Here is an 18,383-nt window from a genome sequence, read left to right on the forward strand (position 1 = left end):
AAAGACGATGAACCAGGAAGGGCGCCCGCAGGCACCGCTTATGTCCAACCCCCGAGCTGATCGGGTCCGAGATGTGGCGAAGCTTGCCGGGCGCTCTTCGCGCTTAAAAACCGGCCGCTTCCTGGCTGAAGGGCCGCAGGCGGTCCGGGAAGCGCTGTCCGCGCACCGGGCGGCTGCCGCTGTCGGCGGCCCCGCCGTCGTGCACGAAGTGTATGCAACGCAGGCGTGCCTTGACCGCCTGCCGGAGCTGGCCGATCTGGCCCGCGGGACCGTGCTGCGCCTGGCCACCGACGAAGTCCTGGCCGCGATGGCCGACACCGTGACGCCGCAGGGCATTGTCGCTGTCTGCGCCATCTCCACCGCCACCCTTGCCGACGTGCTGGCATCCGGCGCGAAGCTGGTAGCAGTGCTGTGCGAGGTCCGCGACCCCGGCAACGCCGGCACCGTCCTGCGCGCTGCGGACTCCGCCGGCGCCGATGCGGTAGTGCTCACCGCATCCAGCGTGGACATTTTTAATCCCAAGGCGGTGCGCTCCACCGCCGGATCCCTCTTCCATCTGCCGGTCATTACCGGTGCAGACTTTTCCGAAACCGTCGCCGCCCTCAAAGACGCAGGCGCGACGGTCCTGGCCGCCGATGGCTACGGGAACGTCAACCTGGACCGGCTCCAGGACCTCAGCGCGGTACGGCGCGCGGGCGGCAGTATCCCGGCCGGCGCGGACGACGGGGCGCTGCCGCGGCTTGAAGCCTCGACCGCATGGCTGTTCGGCAACGAAGCGCAGGGCCTCTCTGACGCAGAACTGGCCGCCGCCGATTACCGGGTGGCCGTGCCGCTCTACGGCAGTGCGGAGAGCCTGAACGTCGGTACCGCCGCCACCGTGTGCCTCTATGCCTCGGCGCGTGCCCAGCACAACTGAGGCGCCTGACCTGCCCTAGTGCTGCAGCGCCTTTTCCGCAGCACCTGGGGCGGGATCACCCGCCATACGACGCCGGTCCAGGGCCCCGCTGAGCAGGGCGACTCCCAGCCCCAGCAGGGCGAGCACGGCACCCACGATGGCCGGTGAACGGAAGCCCCAGCCCCACGCGATTACCAGTCCGCCGGCCATGGCGCCCAGGGCATTGGCCATGTTCAATGCCGCGTGGTTGAGCGACGACGCCAGCGACGCCGCGCCGGGGGAGACATCGAGCAGCCGCGTCTGAAGCGCGGGTGTCAGGGCCGAACCGATCGCACCCACCAGGAACACCAGGATGATCGCTCCGGCCTTGTACTGGACGCCCCAGGCGTAGACGGCCAGGATCAGTACGGTGCCGGCCAGGACGGCGTAGATGCTGCCCATCACCGAGCGGTCCGCGATCCGTCCGCCGACAATATTTCCCACTACCTGTCCCACGCCGTAGAGTCCCACGATCAGCGGCAGCACTCCCATGGAGAAGCCGGCCACCTCGGTCATGGTGGGGGAGATGTAGGTGTATACCGCGAAGAAGCCGCCGAAGCCGACGGTACCCACCAGCAGGGCGAGCCACATCTGCATCCGGCGCAGGGCGCTGAGTTCGCGCCGGATGCTGGCATCCGGGTGCGTGGCCTGGAACGGAACGAACCAGGCGACGAGGGCGACGGTCAGCAGGGCTATGGCGCCGACCAGAACGAACATCCAGCGCCAGCCGGCCAGCTGTCCCAGCCAGGTGGCAAACGGCACCCCGACCACATTGGCGATGCTCAGGCCAAGCATGACCATGGAGATGGCCCAACCGCGCCGGGTCGGCGCCACCAGGGACGCAGCGATCACGGCAGCCACGCCAAAGAAGGCGCCGTGGGGCAGGCCCGAGAGGAAGCGGGTGACCAGCAACCACCCGTAATCCGGCGCGATGAAGGAGGAAAGATTCGCGACGGCAAAGAACGCCATGAGCCCCAGGGCCAGCCACTTGCGCGGCATCTTGGCTCCCGCCGCCGCAAGCAGCGGCGCACCGACAACGACGCCGAGGGCATAAGCGGAGATAACGTGGCCGCCTTCGGGGACGGAGACACCCAGCTCGGCGATCATCTCCTGAAGCAGGCCCATGATGGCGAATTCGGTAGTGCCGATGGCGAAGCCGCCTGCGGCCAGGGCTGTGATGGCCAGGGAGACACGATGGGTTTTAGGCGTCATTACGCGCAGGGAAGGCATTGGTGCGGGGTGCTTTCGGATCAGCGGTTGCGCGGAGGCGGCGAAAGGCGCGGGCGCGTCGGGCGGACCCGTGGTCAGAGCGGAAGAACGGATGCAGCCGTTGGCCGGGGCCAAACGGCCACGGTGCCGTTCCTTCCCAGTCTAGGACAGGCGGCACCGTAGACTCGATCTGTGTCTATTCCAGAACTGAAACAGGTAGTCGGAGCAGCGATAGTTGATGACCTGGGCCGGCCGCAGAGCCTGCTGGCTGCCCGCCGGACCGCCCCGGAGGCGTTCGCCGGCATGTGGGAATTCCCGGGTGGAAAAGTGGAGCCGGGGGAATCCTGCGAAGCCGCCCTGCACCGTGAGCTGGCCGAGGAACTCGGTATTGAAGTGGTCCTGGGCACGGAGGTCGCCGGACCCCTGGACCAGGGCTGGCCATTGAATCCGAAGGCCGCCATGCGTGTGTGGCTCGTTCAGGTGAAAACGGGGGAGCCGCTTCCGCTTCAGGACCATGACGAGCTTCGCTGGGTACCGCTTCGCTCCGGTGCCCTGGCCGAGCTGCCCTGGATCCCCGCGGACCTTCCGATCGTCACCGCTGTCCTGCAGGCTGCGGCGCAACCCGCCGCAGGATCGGCCTCATCGGATCCGCTTGCGCCGTACCCGGGCGCCGTTCAGGACATTGGCGGCAACTAAAAAAGCGTTCCGGCCGCCACCGGCAGTCCCGCAGCTGTCTGCGGGGCGGGCCGGGGAGCACCTCGCGTGGCGAGGAACTGGTTGCGCCCGGCAAAGCCGTAGCGCTTCTTGACGAGGGTGATCCGTCCCGCGAGCCACTGCCGGTATTCCTTGGAAGCGTAGGTCCCGCCGTTGTACAGCTTGTCGTAGCGGGCCGAGAGGTGGGGGTAGTCGCGGGCCAGCCATTCCCGGTACCACTCGCGTGCCCCCGGCCGCAGGTGAAGGGCGCCGGCCGTGACCGAGGTGGCTCCGGCCGCGGCCAGTGCGGAGAACAGTGCGTCGAGTGACTCATCACCATCGGTCAGCCACGGCAGCAGGGGCATCGCCATGACATTGCAGTCCATGCCGGCATCGCGGATCCGCCGGATCAGGTCAAGCCGTGCCTTGGGCGAGGGCGTGCCCGGCTCAACCCGGCGGGCAAGTTCCGGATCAAGCAGGGCCAGGGAAATCCCCATGCTGATGCTGGTCTGTTGGGCAGCCTCGGCCAGGAGCGGGAGATCGCGGGCCAGCAGGGTCCCCTTGGTCAGGATCGAGAAGGGGGTTCCGCTGTCCGCCAGTGCCCGGATGATCCCGGGCATGAGCTTGTAGCGGCCTTCGGCGCGCTGGTATGGATCGGTATTCGTGCCCATGGCCACGTGCTCGTAGTCCCAGGAAGGCCGGGCCAGTTCACGCCGAAGCACCTCGGCTGCGTTGGTCTTGACGACCAGTTGGCTGTCGAAATCCGCCCCGGTGTCCAGGTCAAGGTAGCTGTGTGTCTTGCGGGCGAAGCAGTACACGCAGGCATGGCTGCAGCCCCGGTAGGGATTCACCGTCCAGCCAAAGGGCATGGAGGACGTCTTGGGAACCTTGTTCAGCACCGACTTGGCCAGGACCTCGTGGAAAGTCACGCCCGCGAAGCCCGGTGTCTGCACGGAACGGACCAGGCCTTGAAGGGGGAGCAGCGCATCGGAGGACGGCGCTGCCTTGGGTTCCTGCTCCTGCCACCTCATGCATCTATTAGAACATATGTTCGAATGTAAGTGTCTAGCCCCGGCGGGCGGGGTAGCCGCCGTCGGACAGTCCGGCCAGGATCTCGAAGATGTTCGACGACGCCGGATCGCCCGCGCGCAGCCGGGAATACCCGGCAGCGGCAAAGTACAGCGGAAGGAAGGCCGGTCCCAGTACCGCGTATTGGGAGCTGTGCCGGGCTTCATGCTGCAGGAGATCGGAGGCGGGCCCGGCATCGAACGCCCGGGATGCGCGGGAACGGTAGAGGATGACGTTGCCCAGGGTGAATGCCGCGGCGCGGGGAAGTGGAAGCCGCCAGCCTTCTGCCAGCAGCAGTCCGCCGGGGCCGGACCTGACCGGCACCCGGCCCGCCCGGGCAGCGAGCAGCCCTGCCGCCGTCGTGCCGTTGACCAGGTTCAGGATGCGGCGGAGAGCCTGCATGCGGGACAGAGGGGACGTCATGCGCCCATGCTAGGCCAGGGACCTGCCTTCACACTGCCCGGCCGGGGAGCGTGAGTTGGTTAGACTGGTAGCCGCAGGCTTCGTGCCTTTGCCTGCAGCACCTTTGTTGCTCAGCTCTCGCACGTCAGCATCACTTCCATTCACCTCAACACGGCCGGAAACAGGTAAGAACGGTACATGTCGAATTCCATACCGGGGACGGACTCCCCAGACAACGCGGCACCCAATCCGCTTGACGAGACAGCCATTGCGGCTGCCGTTGATTCAGCGCTCGCAGCCATAGGCTCCGCAGCGGACCTGGATGCCCTCAAGGACGTCCGGATCGCCGTCACCGGCGAGAAGTCTCCGCTGTCACTGGCCAACCGGACCATCGGCAAGCTGCCCAAGGACCAGAAGGCTGCGGCAGGCAAGCTGGTAGGCCCGGCCCGCGGCCGGATTAACTCGGCGCTCGCAGCACGCACCGTCGAGCTGGAAGCCGAGCGCGACGCCCGGATCCTCGTCGAAGAGGCCGTAGACGTCACTGCAGCCCCGCGGCGCCGCCACATTGGCGGACGGCACCCCATCTCCACGCTCCAGGACCGCGTCGCAGACGTATTCGTGGGTATGGGCTGGGAGATCGCCGAAGGCCCCGAGGTGGAATCCGAGTGGTTCAACTTCGACGCCCTGAACTTCAAGCCGGACCACCCGGCCCGCGAAATGCAGGACACCTTCTTCGTGGAACCGCCCGAGGCGCACCTGGTGATGCGAACGCATACCTCCCCGGTCCAGGTCCGCTCCATGCTTGAGCGCGACCTGCCGATTTACGTCCTGTGCCCGGGCAAGGTATTCCGGACCGACGAGCTCGACGCCACGCACACGCCGGTGTTCCACCAGTTCGAGGGCCTGGCCATCGACAAGGGCCTGACCATGGCGGACCTGGTCGGCACCCTGGAGCACTTCACCCGGGTGCTCTTCGGCGACGAGGCGAAAGTCCGTCTGCGGCCGAACTACTTCCCGTTCACCGAGCCCAGCGCCGAGCTGGACATCTGGCATCCCGGCGCCAAGGGCGGCCCGCGCTGGATCGAGTGGGGCGGCTGCGGCATGGTCAACCCCAACGTGCTCCGCGCTGCCGGGATCGACCCCGAGGTCTATTCAGGTTTTGCCTTCGGCATGGGCATTGACCGTGCCCTTATGTTCCGTAACGAGGTTTCGGACATGCACGAAATGATTGAAGGCGACGTACGTTTCAGCGAACACTTCGGGATGGAGATCTAAGTGAGAATCCCACTTTCCTGGCTGCGCGAGTATGCCCAGGTTCCGGCGGACGCAACCGCCGAAGACGTCATGGAGGACCTGGTAAAGGTTGGCCTGGAGGAAGAGGACGTTCACCGTCCCTCCGACGAGCTGCAGGGTCCGATTGTGGTGGGCCAGGTGCTCAGTATGGAACCGGAGCCGCAGAGCAACGGCAAAACCATCAACTGGTGCTCGGTCCGCGTGGTGCCCGAAGGCGCCGAGCAGACCCTGACCGGCAAGGGCATTGAGCCTTCCGGCGTGCAGGGGATTGTCTGCGGCGCGCACAACTTCACGGTGGGGGACAAGGTGGTTGTCACCCTGCCCGGCGCTGTGCTGCCCGGCGACTTCCGGATCAGCCCCCGCAAGACCTATGGGCACGTCTCCGCCGGCATGATCGCCTCGGTGCGCGAACTGGGCATCGGCGAGGACCACGACGGCATCCTCGTACTCTCCACGCTGGGCCTGGACCCCGAGGTGGGCACGGACGCCATGGAGCTGCTGGGCCTGTATGACCAGGCGGCGGAAATCAACGTCACCCCGGACCGCGGCTATGTCTTCTCCATCCGCGGCGCGGCCCGCGAGTACGCCCACGCCACCGGGACCCGGTTCACCGACCCGGCTGCCGCCGTCGTTGTCCCCGAGGCTGACGGCAACGGATACCCGGTGCGGCTCGAGGACGCCGCACCCATCTACGGCAAGCCCGGCTGCGACCGGTTTGTGGCCCGCACGGTGCGCGGCGTGGATCCGTCCCGGCCCACTCCGCCGTGGATGTCCGCCCGGCTGCGCCTGGCCGGCATACGCTCCATCTCGCTGGTGGTGGATATTTCCAACTACGTGATGCTCGAACTCGGCCAGCCGCTGCACTTCTACGACCTGGATAAGCTCACCGGTGAAATTGTGGTGCGCCGCGCCGCCGAGGGCGAAACCCTGAAGACCCTGGATGAGAAGGAACGCCGGCTGTCCCCGGAGGACCTGCTGATCACCGACGGCTCCGGTGCCATCGGCATTGCCGGCGTGATGGGCGGAGCCTCCACTGAGGTCTCCGACGGCACGCAGAACGTGCTGATTGAGGCTGCGCACTTCGAGGAAGTGAGCATTGCCCGCTCGCGCCGCCGCCACAAGCTGCCCTCCGAAGCGTCCAAGCGCTTCGAGCGCGGCGTGGACTGGAATGTCGCCGACGTGGCCGCCCAGCGGGCGGTGGACCTGCTGGTGGAACTCGCCGGCGGAACCGCCGATGAGTCAGTGACCGACGTCGGCACCGCTCCCGAACCCCGCCGCATCGACCTGCCGGCACAGTTCCCGTCGCAGCTGATCGGCCTGGACTTCACCGAGTCCCAGATCACCGGCACGCTTCAGGACCTTGGCGCCTCCGTGGAGAAGACCGAGGGCGGCTACCTGGTCACCCCGCCGAGCTGGCGCCCGGACCTGGAGACGCCGCAGGACCTCACCGAGGAAATCATCCGCCTGGTGGGGTATGACAAGATTCCCTCCACCCTGCCCGTGGCACCTCCCGGACGCGGCCTGACCCGTGTCCAGCAGCAGCGCCGACGGCTGATGCAGTCCCTTGCTGCGGCCGGCCTCACCGAGGTGCTGTCCTACCCGTTTGTCACCGAAGCGGACAACAACACCTTCGGCGCACCGGAGGAGGGCGGCGTGCAGGCACTGAAGCTGGCCAACCCGCTCAGTGCCGAGTACGGCTACCTGCGCACCTCGGTGCTGCCGGGGCTGTTCGAGGTAGCCAAGCGGAACATGTCCCGCGGCTTCCGCGACCTGGCGCTGTTCGAATCCGGGACGGTCTTCCTGCCTGGCGATCACCTGGGCACCGAAAGCATCCCGCCGCTGGGCGCCAAACCGTCCGACGAGGTGCTGGATGAGCTGTATGCCGGCATCCCCGACCAGCCGCTGCACGTGGGTGTGCTGCTGGCCGGCCACGAGTCCGCCCCTGGCGCCGGCACCACGCCGCGCACCTGGGACTGGGCTGACGCCGTGGACTTCGCCCGGATGATGGGCGACGTCCTGGGTGTGGAACTGGTGGTGGAACAGGGTTCCCACCAGGCTTTCCATCCCGGCCGCACCGCGCGCATTGCACTGCGCAGCGGCGAGACCGTGGGCTACGCCGGCGAACTGCACCCGAAGCTGCTCGCCGCCCGGGACATGCCCGCCCGGACCGTGGCTGCGGAACTGGACGTGGATGCGCTCTTCGATGCCGCTCCCGATGTCATTGTTGCCCGTCCCATCTCCAGCTTCCCCATCTCCACGCAGGACGTGGCGCTGGTGGTGGCTGAGGACGTGCCGGCTGAGCAGGTCCGCGAGGCCCTGCGGGAAGGTGCCGGCGAACTGCTCGAAGACGTGGCGCTGTTCGACGTCTACGCAGGGGCCGGCATTGAGCCCGGGTCCAAATCACTGGCATTCGCGCTCCGCTTCCGTGCACCGGACCGGACGCTGACTGCCGATGAGGCTTCGGAAGCACGGGCCGCCGCCGTCGCGCTGGCCGCCGAACGCTTCGGCGCCGTGCAGCGCTAAGCAGGCACCATCCAGACAAAAGGGTCCCGCCGGATGTTCCGGCGGGACCCTTTTGTGTGAGCGCTGCAAGAGGCTGGGGCGTCAGGCCCCTGCCTCTCCTGAGTCCAGGCCCACCATGACCCACCAGGCGAGATCCTCATCGCTCGCCAGCCGGGATTCGGGCACGGTCAGCCAGTTCCGGCCCATCGGACGGTTACTGCCCATGACGGCTTCTTCCGCGCCGCGTTCAAGCAGGTCCTCATAACGGGCGGGGTCAATGTGCACCAGCAGGTCACCGCCTGCCCCGGCCGCGACGGCCAGGCGCTCGTCCACCATAAAGGACAGCCCGCCGAACATACGCACCTCACGGACGTTGGGCCGCGGAGCCAGGACCTGCCGTAGCCGCCCTGCCAGGTAGTCGCGGGCCACCGGACGATTCGTCACCATGCCGGGCCTCCTTGCCTTGCATTTGGCATTCTCCCCTGCGCTGGATATTAGGCCCCGAAGGCAGGGTCCCGCTAGGGCGCCAGCAGCACCTTGCCCGTGGTGCGCCGGCCCTCCAGATCCGCCTGGGCACGCGACGCTTCCGAGAGCGGGTAGGTGGCCCCGATCCGTACGTCCAGGGTTCCGGCCAGCACGGCATCGAAGAGTTCGCGTGCCCGCCACTGCCGTTCCGCCGGTGTCAGCAGATAGTGCGCCAGGGTGGGGCGGGTGAGGAACAGTGAACCCGAGGAGTTCAACCGCTGGATATCGAACGGCGGCACCTGCCCGGAGGCTCCGCCGAAGAGCACCATCATGCCCCGGGTGCGCAGGCTCGCCAGGGACGCATCAAAAGTGGCCGCACCCACGCCGTCGTACACCACATCCACGCCCGTGCCGCCGGTCAGCGCACGGACCCGGCCGGTGAACCCCTCGTAGCGCAGCACATGGTCTGCGCCGGCGTCGCGGGCCAGGAGCTCCTTTTCCTCCGTGGAAACCGTGGTGATCACGGTGGCCCCCTTGGCCTTGAGCAGCTGGATCAGCAGCAGCCCCACCCCGCCGGCTCCGGCATGGACCAGGGCCGTCTGCCCCTCCTGCACCGGGAAGGTGGAGTTGCACAGATAATGCGCGGTCATGCCCTGGAGCATCAGGGCCGCGGCGGTTTCATCGCTGATTCCGGCCGGCACCGGCAGGGCGACGTCGGCATCCATCACCGTGTACTGGGAATAGGTGCCTCCGCCCTCGGCCGTGGCCACCCGGTCGCCTTCCCTGAACCCGGAGTCCCGCCCGGCGGAGACCACCGTACCGGCCGCCTCAGCACCGGGTATGAAGGGATATGACATGGGATAAACCCCGGCGCGCTTGTACGTGTCAATGAAGTTCACCCCCGCCGCGGCTACTTTCACCAGCAGCTGGCGCGGGCCGGGCTCGGGAAGGTCAACGTCTTCATAACGCAGGATTTCGGGGCCGCCCGCCTGCGGGACGACAATGGCTTTGTGCATGGCATGGCCTTTTCTGTGGCTGGAACGTGCCGCTTAACAATGTGCTCCCCATCATACGGTTTGCATAATTATTGGAGCCATTGCATAAATGTGCTGTAGGGTGAATGGCATGACGATTTCCGTAGCAGTATCCGGTGCCAGCGGCTATTCCGGCGGTGAAGTGCTGCGCCTGCTCGCCGGCCATCCGGACGTGAGCATCGGCGCCATCACCGCCCACAGCAACGCCGGCACCCGCCTCGGGGAGCTCCAGCCGCACCTGCACGCTTTGGCGGACCGCGTCCTGGGGGAGACAACGGTGGAAAATCTGGCCGGCCACGACGTCGTGTTCCTCGCGCTCCCGCACGGCGCCAGCGCCGCGATTGCCGCGCAGCTCGATGCAGACACCCTGGTGATCGACGCCGGCGCGGACCACCGGCTGGAGGATCCGCAGGCGTGGGAAAAGTTCTACGGATCCGCCCACGCCGGCACCTGGCCCTACGGCCTGCCCGAGCTTCCCGGCCACCGCGACCGGCTCAAGGGCGCCCGCCGGATTGCGGTGCCCGGCTGCTATCCCACCAGTTCGCTGCTGGCGCTGACCCCCGGGTTCGCGGCCGGGCTGCTGGAGCCCGACGACGTCGTCATCGTTTCCGCCTCCGGCACCTCGGGAGCGGGCAAGGCAGCCAAGCCGCACCTGCTCGGCTCCGAGGTACTGGGCGGCATGAGCCCCTACGGCGTCGGCGGCAGCCACCGGCACACGCCCGAAATTGAGCAGGGTCTCTCCGCCGCCGCCGGGGAAACCGTGGCGGTGTCCTTTACGCCCACCCTCGCACCGATGGCCCGCGGCATCCTCACCACCGCCACCGCGAAGGTCCGTCGCGGCACCGACCCGGCCGAATTGCGCGCCGCCTGGGAAGCTGCCTACGCCGGCGAGCACTTTGTCCGCGTACTCCCGGAAGGACAGTGGCCCGCCACCAAGATGGTGGTCGGTTCCAACTACGCCGTGATGCAGCTGGCCTATGACGCCCACGCCAACCGGGTGATCGTCAGCTGCGTCATCGATAACTTGAACAAGGGCACTGCCGGCGGCGCCGTGCAGTCCATGAACATTGCCCTCGGCCTGGAAGAGACCGCGGGACTGACGCAGCAGGGGGTGGCTCCGTAATGAGTGCCGCAGAAAGCAAAACCAGCACCGGCATCACCGTCCCGGCCGGATTCCGCGCCGCCGGCGTCACCGCAGGGCTCAAGGACTCCGGCGGGTCGGACGTAGCCCTGGTGGTCAACGACGGACCCTCCAAGGCGGCAGCCGCCGTGTTCACCCGCAACCGGGTGGCGGCCGCGCCCGTGCTGTGGTCCAGGCAGGCGGTCTCCGACGGGCGGGCCGACGCCGTCATCCTCAACTCCGGCGGTGCCAACGCCTGCACCGGCGCCGAGGGGTTCCAAAACACCCACGCCACCGCGGAAAAGACTGCCGCCCTCCTGGGGATCAGCGCCTCCGATGTCCTGGTCTGCTCCACCGGCCTGATCGGTATGCAGCTGCCGATGGACAAACTGATCCCCGGCGTCGAAGCCGCCGCAGCGGACCTTTCTGCCGACGGCGGTCTGACCGCGGCGCAGGCCATCATGACCACCGACACCGTGGCCAAGCAGGCAGTGTTCACCGGCGCGGACGGCAGCTTCAGCATTGGCGGCATGGCCAAGGGTGCGGGAATGCTCGCCCCCGGCCTGGCCACCATGCTGGTGGTCCTGACCACCGACGCAGACGTTGCCGCCCCGGCACTGGATGAGGCACTGCGCGCTGCCACGGCGGTGACCTTTGACCGCACGGACTCCGACGGCTGCATGTCCACCAATGACACCGTGATCCTGCTGGCCTCCGGCGCTTCCGGAACGGTGCCCGACGGGGACGAATTCACCCGCGGCCTCACCGAGGTCTGCCACTCGCTGGCCCAGCAGCTCATCACCGATGCCGAGGGCGCCAGCCACGACATCGCCATCACCACCGTCAACGCCGCCACCGTGGCCGACGCGGAAACGGCGTCCCGCGCCGTCGCCCGTTCCAACCTCTTCAAGACCGCGATCTTCGGCAACGACCCGAACTGGGGCAGGGTGCTTTCCGCCGTCGGGACCACCGACGCCGCCTTCGAACCGGACCGGATCGACGTGCGCATCAACGGGGTCCAGGTCTGCCGCAACGGCGGCATTGGCGAGCCGCGCGAGTCGGTGGATCTTGCCCCGCGCGCCGTGAGCGTGGAAATCGACCTGCACGCCGGCACGGAAAGCGCCACCATCTGGACCAATGACCTGACCACGGACTACGTCCACGAGAATTCGGCCTACAGCAGCTAACCGGGGGATGAGCATGAGCACACCAGCAGCAGCCGGGGAACGGCTGCGGGCACAGGACAAGGCGGAAACGCTGATCGAGGCACTGCCCTGGATCCAGCGCTTCGCAGGCACCACCATGGTCATCAAGTACGGCGGCAACGCCATGGTCAATGACGAACTGCGCCGGGCCTTCGCCGAGGATATTGTCTTCCTCCACCATGCCGGCGTGCACCCCGTGGTTGTTCACGGCGGCGGCCCGCAGATCAGTACCTTCCTGGACCGGCTCGGTATCGAGTCCGAATTCCGCGGCGGCCTGCGCGTCACTACCCCCGAAGCCATGGACGCGGTACGCATGGTGCTGACCGGCCAGGTGGGACGCGAACTGGTGGGCCTGGTCAATTCCCACGGACCCTACGCCGTGGGCCTCTCCGGTGAGGACGGCGGACTGCTGCAGGCCGTACGCACCGGCACCGTAGTGGACGGGGAGGAAGTGGACCTGGGCCTGGTCGGGGAAGTGGTGGGCGTGAATCCCGCCGCCATCCTGGACCTGGTGGCCGCGGGGCGGATCCCGGTGATCAGCACCGTGGCTCCGGAAGTGGACGCCGACGGCGGCCCTACCGGACAGGTGCTCAACGTCAACGCGGATACGGCCGCCGCAGCACTGGCTGTGGCGCTGGGCGCGTCCCGGCTGGTGGTACTGACTGACGTGGAAGGACTCTACGCGGACTGGCCGGATAAGTCGTCACTGATTTCCTCGCTCACCTCAGGCGAGCTGCGCAGCATGCTGCCCACCCTTGAAGCCGGCATGATCCCCAAGATGCAGGCCTGCCTGGCCGCCGTGGACGGCGGGGTGGAGCGCGCGGCAGTGGTGGACGGCCGGATGGCCCACTCCATGCTGCTGGAAATTTTCACCGCAGCAGGCATCGGCACCCAGGTTGTTCCGGAGGAGGACCATGCATAACACCGAAGCCAGGCATGCCGCGGCCCAGGGCTCAGCGGAATGGCTGCAGCGCTACGATTCCTCGCTGATGGGTGTTTTCGGCACCCCGCAGCGGGTGCTGGTCAGTGGCAGCGGCTGCTATGTCGAAGATGCCGACGGCAAGCAGTACCTCGACCTGCTTGGCGGTATCGCCGTCAACGCACTGGGCCACGCCCATCCTGAACTGGTGGCCGCCGTGCAGGAACAGCTGTCCACCCTGGGCCATGTCTCGAATTTCTTCACCAGTCCCGCCCAGGTGCTCCTGGCCGAACGCCTGCTGGCCCTGGCCGGCGCACCGGCGGGTTCCAAGGTGTTCTTCGCGAACTCCGGCACCGAAGCCAATGAGGCGGCGTTCAAGCTGGCCCGCCGCAACACCGATCCGGCCACCGGCCGGACCCGGATCCTGGCCCTGGACGGTGCATTCCACGGCCGGACCATGGGCGCGCTGGCACTGACCGCCAAGCCCGCCTACCGTGAGCCGTTCCAGCCGCTGCCCGGCGGTGTGGAGCATCTTCCGTTCGGGGACATTGCCGCCCTGACCAATGCGGTGGATGAAAGCGTGGCCGCGGTCTTCCTGGAACCCATCCAGGGCGAGGCAGGGGTGCGGATGCTGCCCGAGGGGTACCTGGAGGCAGCCCGTGAGGCCACCCGGTCCGCCGGCGCCCTGCTGATCTTTGACGAGGTGCAGACCGGCGTTGGCCGCACCGGCACCTGGTTCGCGTCCGAAGGCGTCCTGCCCGATGCCATGACGCTGGCCAAGGGCCTGGGCGGCGGCATCCCGGTAGGTGCACTGCTGACCTTCGGCGAAGGCCCGGCGAACCTGCTCGCTGCAGGAATGCACGGGACCACGTTCGGCGGAAACCCGGTGGCGGCAGCAGCCGCCCTGGCCACGCTGTCCGTGCTGGAATCCCGGGATCTGCTGGCCAACGTCCGGGCCACGGGCGAGTTCCTGAGCCGCAGGCTCGCAGCTGTGGACGGGGTGGCGGAGGTACGCGGCAGTGGCTTCCTGATCGGCATCGATCTGGACGGCCCGTTTGCCCCGGCGACCGTGGCCGCGGCACTGGAGGCCGGCTTCATTATCAACAGCACCGGCCCGGCGACGCTGCGGCTGGCCCCGCCGCTGATCCTCACCGCCGAGCAGGCCGGAACGTTCCTGGACGCCCTGCCCGGGATCCTCCACGCGGCCCGCGCCGCGGCCGCCCCCACCCCGATCACCGGCACAACCGAAGGAAAACCATGACCCGCCACTTCCTGGTAGACACCGACCTGACACAGGCGGAGCAGGCCGAAGTCCTGGACCTGGCTGCCGCGCTGAAGCAGGACCGTTACAAGTACCAGCCGTACGCCGGGGAGTCCACCGGGCGCAAAACGGTCGCGGTCATCTTTGACAAGACCTCCACCCGGACCCGGGTCTCCTTCGCCGCCGGCATCTCCGATCTGGGCGGCGTGCCGCTGATCATCGGGGCAGGGGAGTCCCAGCTGGGCCACAAGGAAAGCGTCGCGGACACCACCAAGGTCCTTGAACGCATGGTCTCCACCATCGTGTGGCGGACCTACGCCCAGTCCGGGCTGGAGGAAATGGCAGCGAACTCATCGGTGCCGGTCATCAACGCACTCTCCGATGACTACCACCCCTGCCAGCTGCTCGCGGATCTGCTGACCATCCGCGAACACAAAGGCACCCTCGCCGGCCTGACCCTGACCTATCTGGGGGACTGCGCCAACAACATGGCCAACTCCTACCTGCTAGCCGGGGTTACCGCCGGCATGCATGTGCGGGTGGCCGGGCCGGTGGGGTATCTGCCGGACCCGAAGATTGTCGACGCCGCCGCGGCCCGTGCCGAGGAAACAGGGGGATCGGTGATGATCACTACGGACGCCGCCGAAGCGCTCGCCGGAGCCGACGTCGTTGCCACTGATACGTGGGTCTCCATGGGCCAGGAAGCCGAGAAATCCGCCCGGCAGGAGCTGTTCCGCAGCTATGCTGTGGATGCCGGGGCCATGGAACAGGCAGCGGATGACGCCGTCGTGCTGCATTGCCTGCCCGCCTACCGCGGCTACGAAATTTCCGCCGATGTCATCGATGGACCGCAGTCCGTGGTCTGGGACGAGGCAGAGAACCGCCTGCACGCGCAGAAGGCCCTGATGGTCTGGCTGATGGCGCGCTCGGGCCTGACCGCAACACCGGAGGCACACTCATGAGCATGCCCGCGACGAAGACCGCACGCCAGGCGCGGATCCGCACCCTGCTGACCGGCCTGTCCGTGCGTTCGCAGGCGGAACTGGCGGCGCTGCTGGCCGACGACGGCGTCCAGGTAACCCAGGCAACCCTCTCCAGGGACCTGGTGGAACTGGGCGCGGTGCGGATGCGCGGCAAGGACGGCGCCCTCGTGTACGCCGTCCCGTCCGAGGGCGGGGAACGCTCACCGAAATCCGGGGTCACCCAGGAAGTGCTCGATGCCCGTCTGGCCCGGCTCTGCGGCGAACTGCTGGTCACTGCCGAAGCCTCCGCGAACATCGTGGTGCTGCGCACCCCGCCCGGTGCTGCGAACTTCCTGGCACTGGCCATCGACCATTCGGTCCTGCCCTCTGTCCTGGGCACCATCGCCGGTGACGACACCGTCATGATGGTGACCCGGGAACCCGACGGCGGCGCCGACCTGGCCGCGCGGTTCCTGCGCATCGCAGATGACGCCACCAACAACGGCACGGCCCCTGAAAGCCGGATCCTGTAACCGTGCAGAAGCCGGTCCCGGACCGCACCCCACCAACTTCATCCTGAACCAACCAGCAGCCCCCAGGGGCTGCGTCCAATGCAAGAGGAGCAAATTTCGTGAGTGAACGTATTGTTCTGGCCTACTCCGGTGGCCTGGATACGTCAGTAGCCATCGGCTGGATCGCCGAGGCAACCGGTGCTGAAGTCATCGCCGTCGCCGTAGACGTAGGACAGGGCGGCGAGTCCCTGGAGACCATCCGCCAGCGCGCCCTGGACTGCGGTGCCGTGGAAGCCTACGTGGCGGATGCCCGTGAGGAATTCGCCGCCGAGTACTGCATGCCGGCGCTGAAGGCCAACGGCCTGTACATGGATTCCTACCCGCTGGTTTCCGCCCTGTCCCGCCCGGTGATCGTCAAGCACCTGGTGGCCGCCGCGCGCCAGTTCGGTGCCACCACGGTCTCGCACGGCTGCACCGGCAAGGGCAATGACCAGGTCCGCTTCGAAGTCGGCATCCAGACCCTGGGCCCGGACCTGAAGTGCATTGCACCGGTCCGGGACCTGGCCCTGACCCGCGACAAGGCGATTTCCTTCGCAGAAGCCAAGAACCTGCCGATCGCCACCACCAAGAAGAACCCGTTCTCCATTGACGCCAACGTCTGGGGCCGCGCGGTGGAAACCGGCTTCCTGGAAGACATCTGGAACGGACCCACCCCGGACGTCTACGAGTACACCTCCGATCCCGCGGCAGCACCTGCCGCCGACGAAGTGGTCATCACCTTCAAGGAAGGCATCCCGGTGGCCATCGACGGCAAGCCCGTCACCCCGCTGCAGGCCATCGAGGAAATGAACCGCCGCGCCGGCGCCCAGGGCATCGGCCGGATCGACATTGTCGAGGACCGCCTGGTGGGCATCAAGAGCCGCGAAATCTACGAAGCGCCGGGCGCCATGGCGCTGATGGCGGCCCACCGCGAACTCGAAAACGTCACGGTGGAACGCGAGCAGGCCCGCTTCAAGAAGACGGTTGGCCAGCGCTGGACCGAGCTGGTCTATGACGGCCAGTGGTTCTCCCCGCTGAAACAGTCCCTGGACGCCTTCATCGAAGACACCCAGAAGTATGTTTCCGGGGACATCCGCATGAACATGCACGGCGGCCGCGCCGTAGTGACCGGACGCCGCTCCGATTCCTCGCTGTATGACTTCAACCTGGCCACCTACGACACCGGCGACAGCTTCGACCAGTCCATGGCCCGCGGTTTCATCGAGCTGTTCGGGATGTCCTCCAAGGTGGCCTCCGGCCGCGACCAGCGCCTAGCAGAAGGTAAGTAAGCACATGAGCCACGGCAAGCTGCCGGAAGAAGCCACGGGCTCCGGCTCGTCCGGATCAACCGTCCAGGGCGCTTTGTGGGGAGGCCGGTTTGCCGGCGGCCCCGCAGATGCCCTCGCCGCGCTGAGCAAGTCCACCCACTTCGACTGGCGGCTTGCCGGCTATGACATTGCCGGGTCCCGCGCCCACGCCCGTGTGCTGCACAAGGCCGGGCTGCTGGACGACGCCGAGCTGGAGGGAATGCTCCAAGCACTGGACCGGCTCGACGCCGATGTGAAGTCCGGTGCCTACGTCCCCGCCGAGTCCGACGAGGACGTCCACGGTTCCCTGGAACGCGGCCTGATCGAGCGTGCCGGTGCGCAGCTGGGCGGCAAGCTCCGGGCCGGGCGGTCCCGCAATGACCAGATTGCCACGCTGGGCCGGATGTACCTGCGCGACCACGCACGCATCATCGGTGCCGGTGTACTCTCAGTGATCGAGGCCCTGGTGGGCCAGGCGCAGGCGCATCTGGGTGTGGCCATGCCCGGGCGCACACACCTGCAGCACGCCCAGCCGGTGCTGCTCAGCCATCACCTGCTGGCCCATGCCTGGGCTCTGCTGCGGGATGTGCAGCGCCTGGCGGACTGGGACAAACGGGCGGCCGTTTCTCCCTACGGCTCCGGTGCCCTGGCCGGTTCCTCCCTGGGCCTGGACCCGAACGCCGTTGCTGCGGACCTCGGTTTCGACTCCGCCGTTTGGAACTCCATTGACGGCACCGCCTCCCGGGACGTGTACGCCGAGTTCTCCTGGGTGGCCGCGATGATCGGCGTGGACCTGTCCCGGATCAGTGAGGAAGTCATCCTGTGGGCCACCAAGGAGTTCTCCTTTGTGACCCTGGACGATGCCTTCTCCACCGGATCCTCCATCATGCCGCAGAAAAAGAACCCCGACGTAGCCGAACTGGCGCGCGGCAAGGCCGGCCGCCTGATCGGTGACCTCACCGGCCTCCTGGCCACGCTGAAGGGCCTGCCGCTGGCCTACAACCGGGACCTGCAGGAGGACAAGGAACCGGTCTTCGACGCGGCGGACACGCTGGAGCTGCTGCTTCCTGCAGTGTCCGGCATGATTGCCACTCTGACATTCAACACCGGGCGGATGCAGTCACTGGCTCCGCAGGGCTTTGCCCTGGCCACCGATATCGCGGAGTGGCTGGTCCGCCAGGGTGTTCCGTTCCGGGAGGCGCACGAGCTGTCCGGTGCCGCCGTGCAGCTGGCCGAGGGCCGCGGCGTCGAACTGTGGGACCTGACCGACGAGGAATACGCCGGCATTTCTCCCCACCTGACCCCGGAGGTCCGCTCGGTGCTCAGTACCGAAGGATCCCTGGACAGCCGCAGCTCGCAGGGCGGCACGGCACAGTCCGCGGTGGAACAGCAGCTCGCAGAACTGCACCGGCAGCTGGAGGCGGTCCGCGGCTACGCCGGCTGAGGCTACCGGACACG

At 67.6% G+C, this 18,383-nt stretch carries 17 protein-coding genes; 12 read left to right on the forward strand and 5 right to left on the reverse strand.

Annotated elements, in window-relative coordinates; genetic code table 11:
- Nucleotides 1-7: 7 nt before the first annotated feature.
- Nucleotides 8-916: a TrmH family RNA methyltransferase gene (locus MUK71_RS06205; RefSeq protein ID WP_227929023.1), complete on the forward strand. Its 909-nt coding sequence runs from the start codon at nucleotides 8-10 to the stop codon at nucleotides 914-916.
- Between the two features lie 15 nt (nucleotides 917-931).
- On the opposite strand, the gene MUK71_RS06210 is transcribed toward MUK71_RS06205, so the two are convergent.
- Nucleotides 932-2,146 (reverse strand): MFS transporter, encoded by a 1,215-nt coding sequence (locus tag MUK71_RS06210; RefSeq protein WP_227929024.1) that lies wholly within the window; start codon nucleotides 2,144-2,146, stop codon nucleotides 932-934.
- Between the two features lie 195 nt (nucleotides 2,147-2,341).
- Here MUK71_RS06210 and MUK71_RS06215 point away from each other — a divergent pair, with 195 nt between their 5' ends.
- Nucleotides 2,342-2,839: a (deoxy)nucleoside triphosphate pyrophosphohydrolase gene (locus tag MUK71_RS06215; RefSeq protein WP_227929056.1), complete on the forward strand. Its 498-nt coding sequence runs from the start codon at nucleotides 2,342-2,344 to the stop codon at nucleotides 2,837-2,839.
- Here the strand turns inward: MUK71_RS06215 and MUK71_RS06220 are convergent.
- Together MUK71_RS06220 and MUK71_RS06225 are read right to left on the reverse strand one after the other, a co-directional pair.
- Nucleotides 2,836-3,867: an Rv2578c family radical SAM protein gene (locus tag MUK71_RS06220; RefSeq protein ID WP_227929025.1), complete on the reverse strand. Its 1,032-nt coding sequence runs from the start codon at nucleotides 3,865-3,867 to the stop codon at nucleotides 2,836-2,838. The two genes, MUK71_RS06215 and MUK71_RS06220, sit on opposite strands and share 4 nt — an antisense overlap.
- A gap of 34 nt (nucleotides 3,868-3,901) precedes the next feature.
- Nucleotides 3,902-4,327 carry a hypothetical protein gene (locus MUK71_RS06225; protein WP_227929026.1) on the reverse strand — a complete coding sequence of 142 codons (426 nt, stop codon included), beginning with the start codon at nucleotides 4,325-4,327 and terminating at the stop codon, nucleotides 3,902-3,904.
- Between the two features lie 177 nt (nucleotides 4,328-4,504).
- Between MUK71_RS06225 and pheS the strand changes: the two genes are divergently transcribed.
- Both pheS and pheT read left to right on the forward strand, forming a co-directional pair.
- Nucleotides 4,505-5,581 carry a phenylalanine--tRNA ligase subunit alpha gene (gene pheS, locus MUK71_RS06230; protein WP_227904504.1) on the forward strand — a complete coding sequence of 359 codons (1,077 nt, stop codon included), beginning with the start codon at nucleotides 4,505-4,507 and terminating at the stop codon, nucleotides 5,579-5,581.
- Complete coding sequence (gene pheT / locus MUK71_RS06235; protein ID WP_227929027.1) at nucleotides 5,582-8,122, forward strand: phenylalanine--tRNA ligase subunit beta; 2,541 nt, start codon at nucleotides 5,582-5,584, stop codon at nucleotides 8,120-8,122.
- 81 nt (nucleotides 8,123-8,203) lie between these two features.
- Here pheT and MUK71_RS06240 read toward each other — a convergent pair whose 3' ends face one another.
- Both MUK71_RS06240 and MUK71_RS06245 read right to left on the reverse strand, forming a co-directional pair.
- A complete protein-coding gene (locus MUK71_RS06240; RefSeq protein ID WP_227904508.1) occupies nucleotides 8,204-8,548 on the reverse strand; it encodes a TfoX/Sxy family protein in 345 nt (114 codons plus the stop codon).
- Between the two features lie 71 nt (nucleotides 8,549-8,619).
- A complete protein-coding gene (locus MUK71_RS06245) occupies nucleotides 8,620-9,582 on the reverse strand; it encodes a quinone oxidoreductase family protein (RefSeq protein WP_227904510.1) in 963 nt (320 codons plus the stop codon).
- Between the two features lie 109 nt (nucleotides 9,583-9,691).
- Here MUK71_RS06245 and argC point away from each other — a divergent pair, with 109 nt between their 5' ends.
- The 8 genes from argC (at nucleotide 9,692) to argH (ending at nucleotide 18,369) form a co-directional block, all read left to right on the forward strand.
- A complete protein-coding gene (argC, locus tag MUK71_RS06250) occupies nucleotides 9,692-10,723 on the forward strand; it encodes an N-acetyl-gamma-glutamyl-phosphate reductase (RefSeq protein ID WP_227929028.1) in 1,032 nt (343 codons plus the stop codon).
- Entirely contained in the window at nucleotides 10,723-11,907 is a 1,185-nt protein-coding gene (argJ, locus tag MUK71_RS06255) for a bifunctional glutamate N-acetyltransferase/amino-acid acetyltransferase ArgJ (RefSeq protein WP_227929029.1), read from the forward strand. The genes argC and argJ overlap by 1 nt, the downstream gene beginning before the upstream one ends.
- A 13-nt stretch (nucleotides 11,908-11,920) precedes the next feature.
- A complete protein-coding gene (argB, locus tag MUK71_RS06260; protein ID WP_227929030.1) occupies nucleotides 11,921-12,847 on the forward strand; it encodes an acetylglutamate kinase in 927 nt (308 codons plus the stop codon).
- The gene (locus MUK71_RS06265) at nucleotides 12,840-14,105 is read left to right on the forward strand and encodes an acetylornithine transaminase (protein WP_227929031.1); all 1,266 of its coding nucleotides are present in this window, start codon (nucleotides 12,840-12,842) and stop codon (nucleotides 14,103-14,105) included. Before argB ends, MUK71_RS06265 begins: the two co-directional genes overlap by 8 nt.
- Nucleotides 14,102-15,067, forward strand: coding sequence for an ornithine carbamoyltransferase (gene argF, locus MUK71_RS06270; RefSeq protein ID WP_227929032.1), 966 nt, complete (start codon nucleotides 14,102-14,104; stop codon nucleotides 15,065-15,067). Before MUK71_RS06265 ends, argF begins: the two co-directional genes overlap by 4 nt.
- A complete protein-coding gene (locus MUK71_RS06275) occupies nucleotides 15,064-15,600 on the forward strand; it encodes an arginine repressor (protein ID WP_227904528.1) in 537 nt (178 codons plus the stop codon). The genes argF and MUK71_RS06275 overlap by 4 nt, the downstream gene beginning before the upstream one ends.
- A gap of 98 nt (nucleotides 15,601-15,698) precedes the next feature.
- Nucleotides 15,699-16,907: an argininosuccinate synthase gene (locus MUK71_RS06280; protein WP_227904530.1), complete on the forward strand. Its 1,209-nt coding sequence runs from the start codon at nucleotides 15,699-15,701 to the stop codon at nucleotides 16,905-16,907.
- A gap of 4 nt (nucleotides 16,908-16,911) precedes the next feature.
- Complete coding sequence (argH, locus tag MUK71_RS06285) at nucleotides 16,912-18,369, forward strand: argininosuccinate lyase (protein ID WP_227929033.1); 1,458 nt, start codon at nucleotides 16,912-16,914, stop codon at nucleotides 18,367-18,369.
- Nucleotides 18,370-18,383 lie beyond the last annotated feature (14 nt).

This window comes from Arthrobacter zhangbolii, from assembly GCF_022869865.1.
GTDB lineage: Bacteria > Actinomycetota > Actinomycetes > Actinomycetales > Micrococcaceae > Arthrobacter_B > Arthrobacter_B zhangbolii.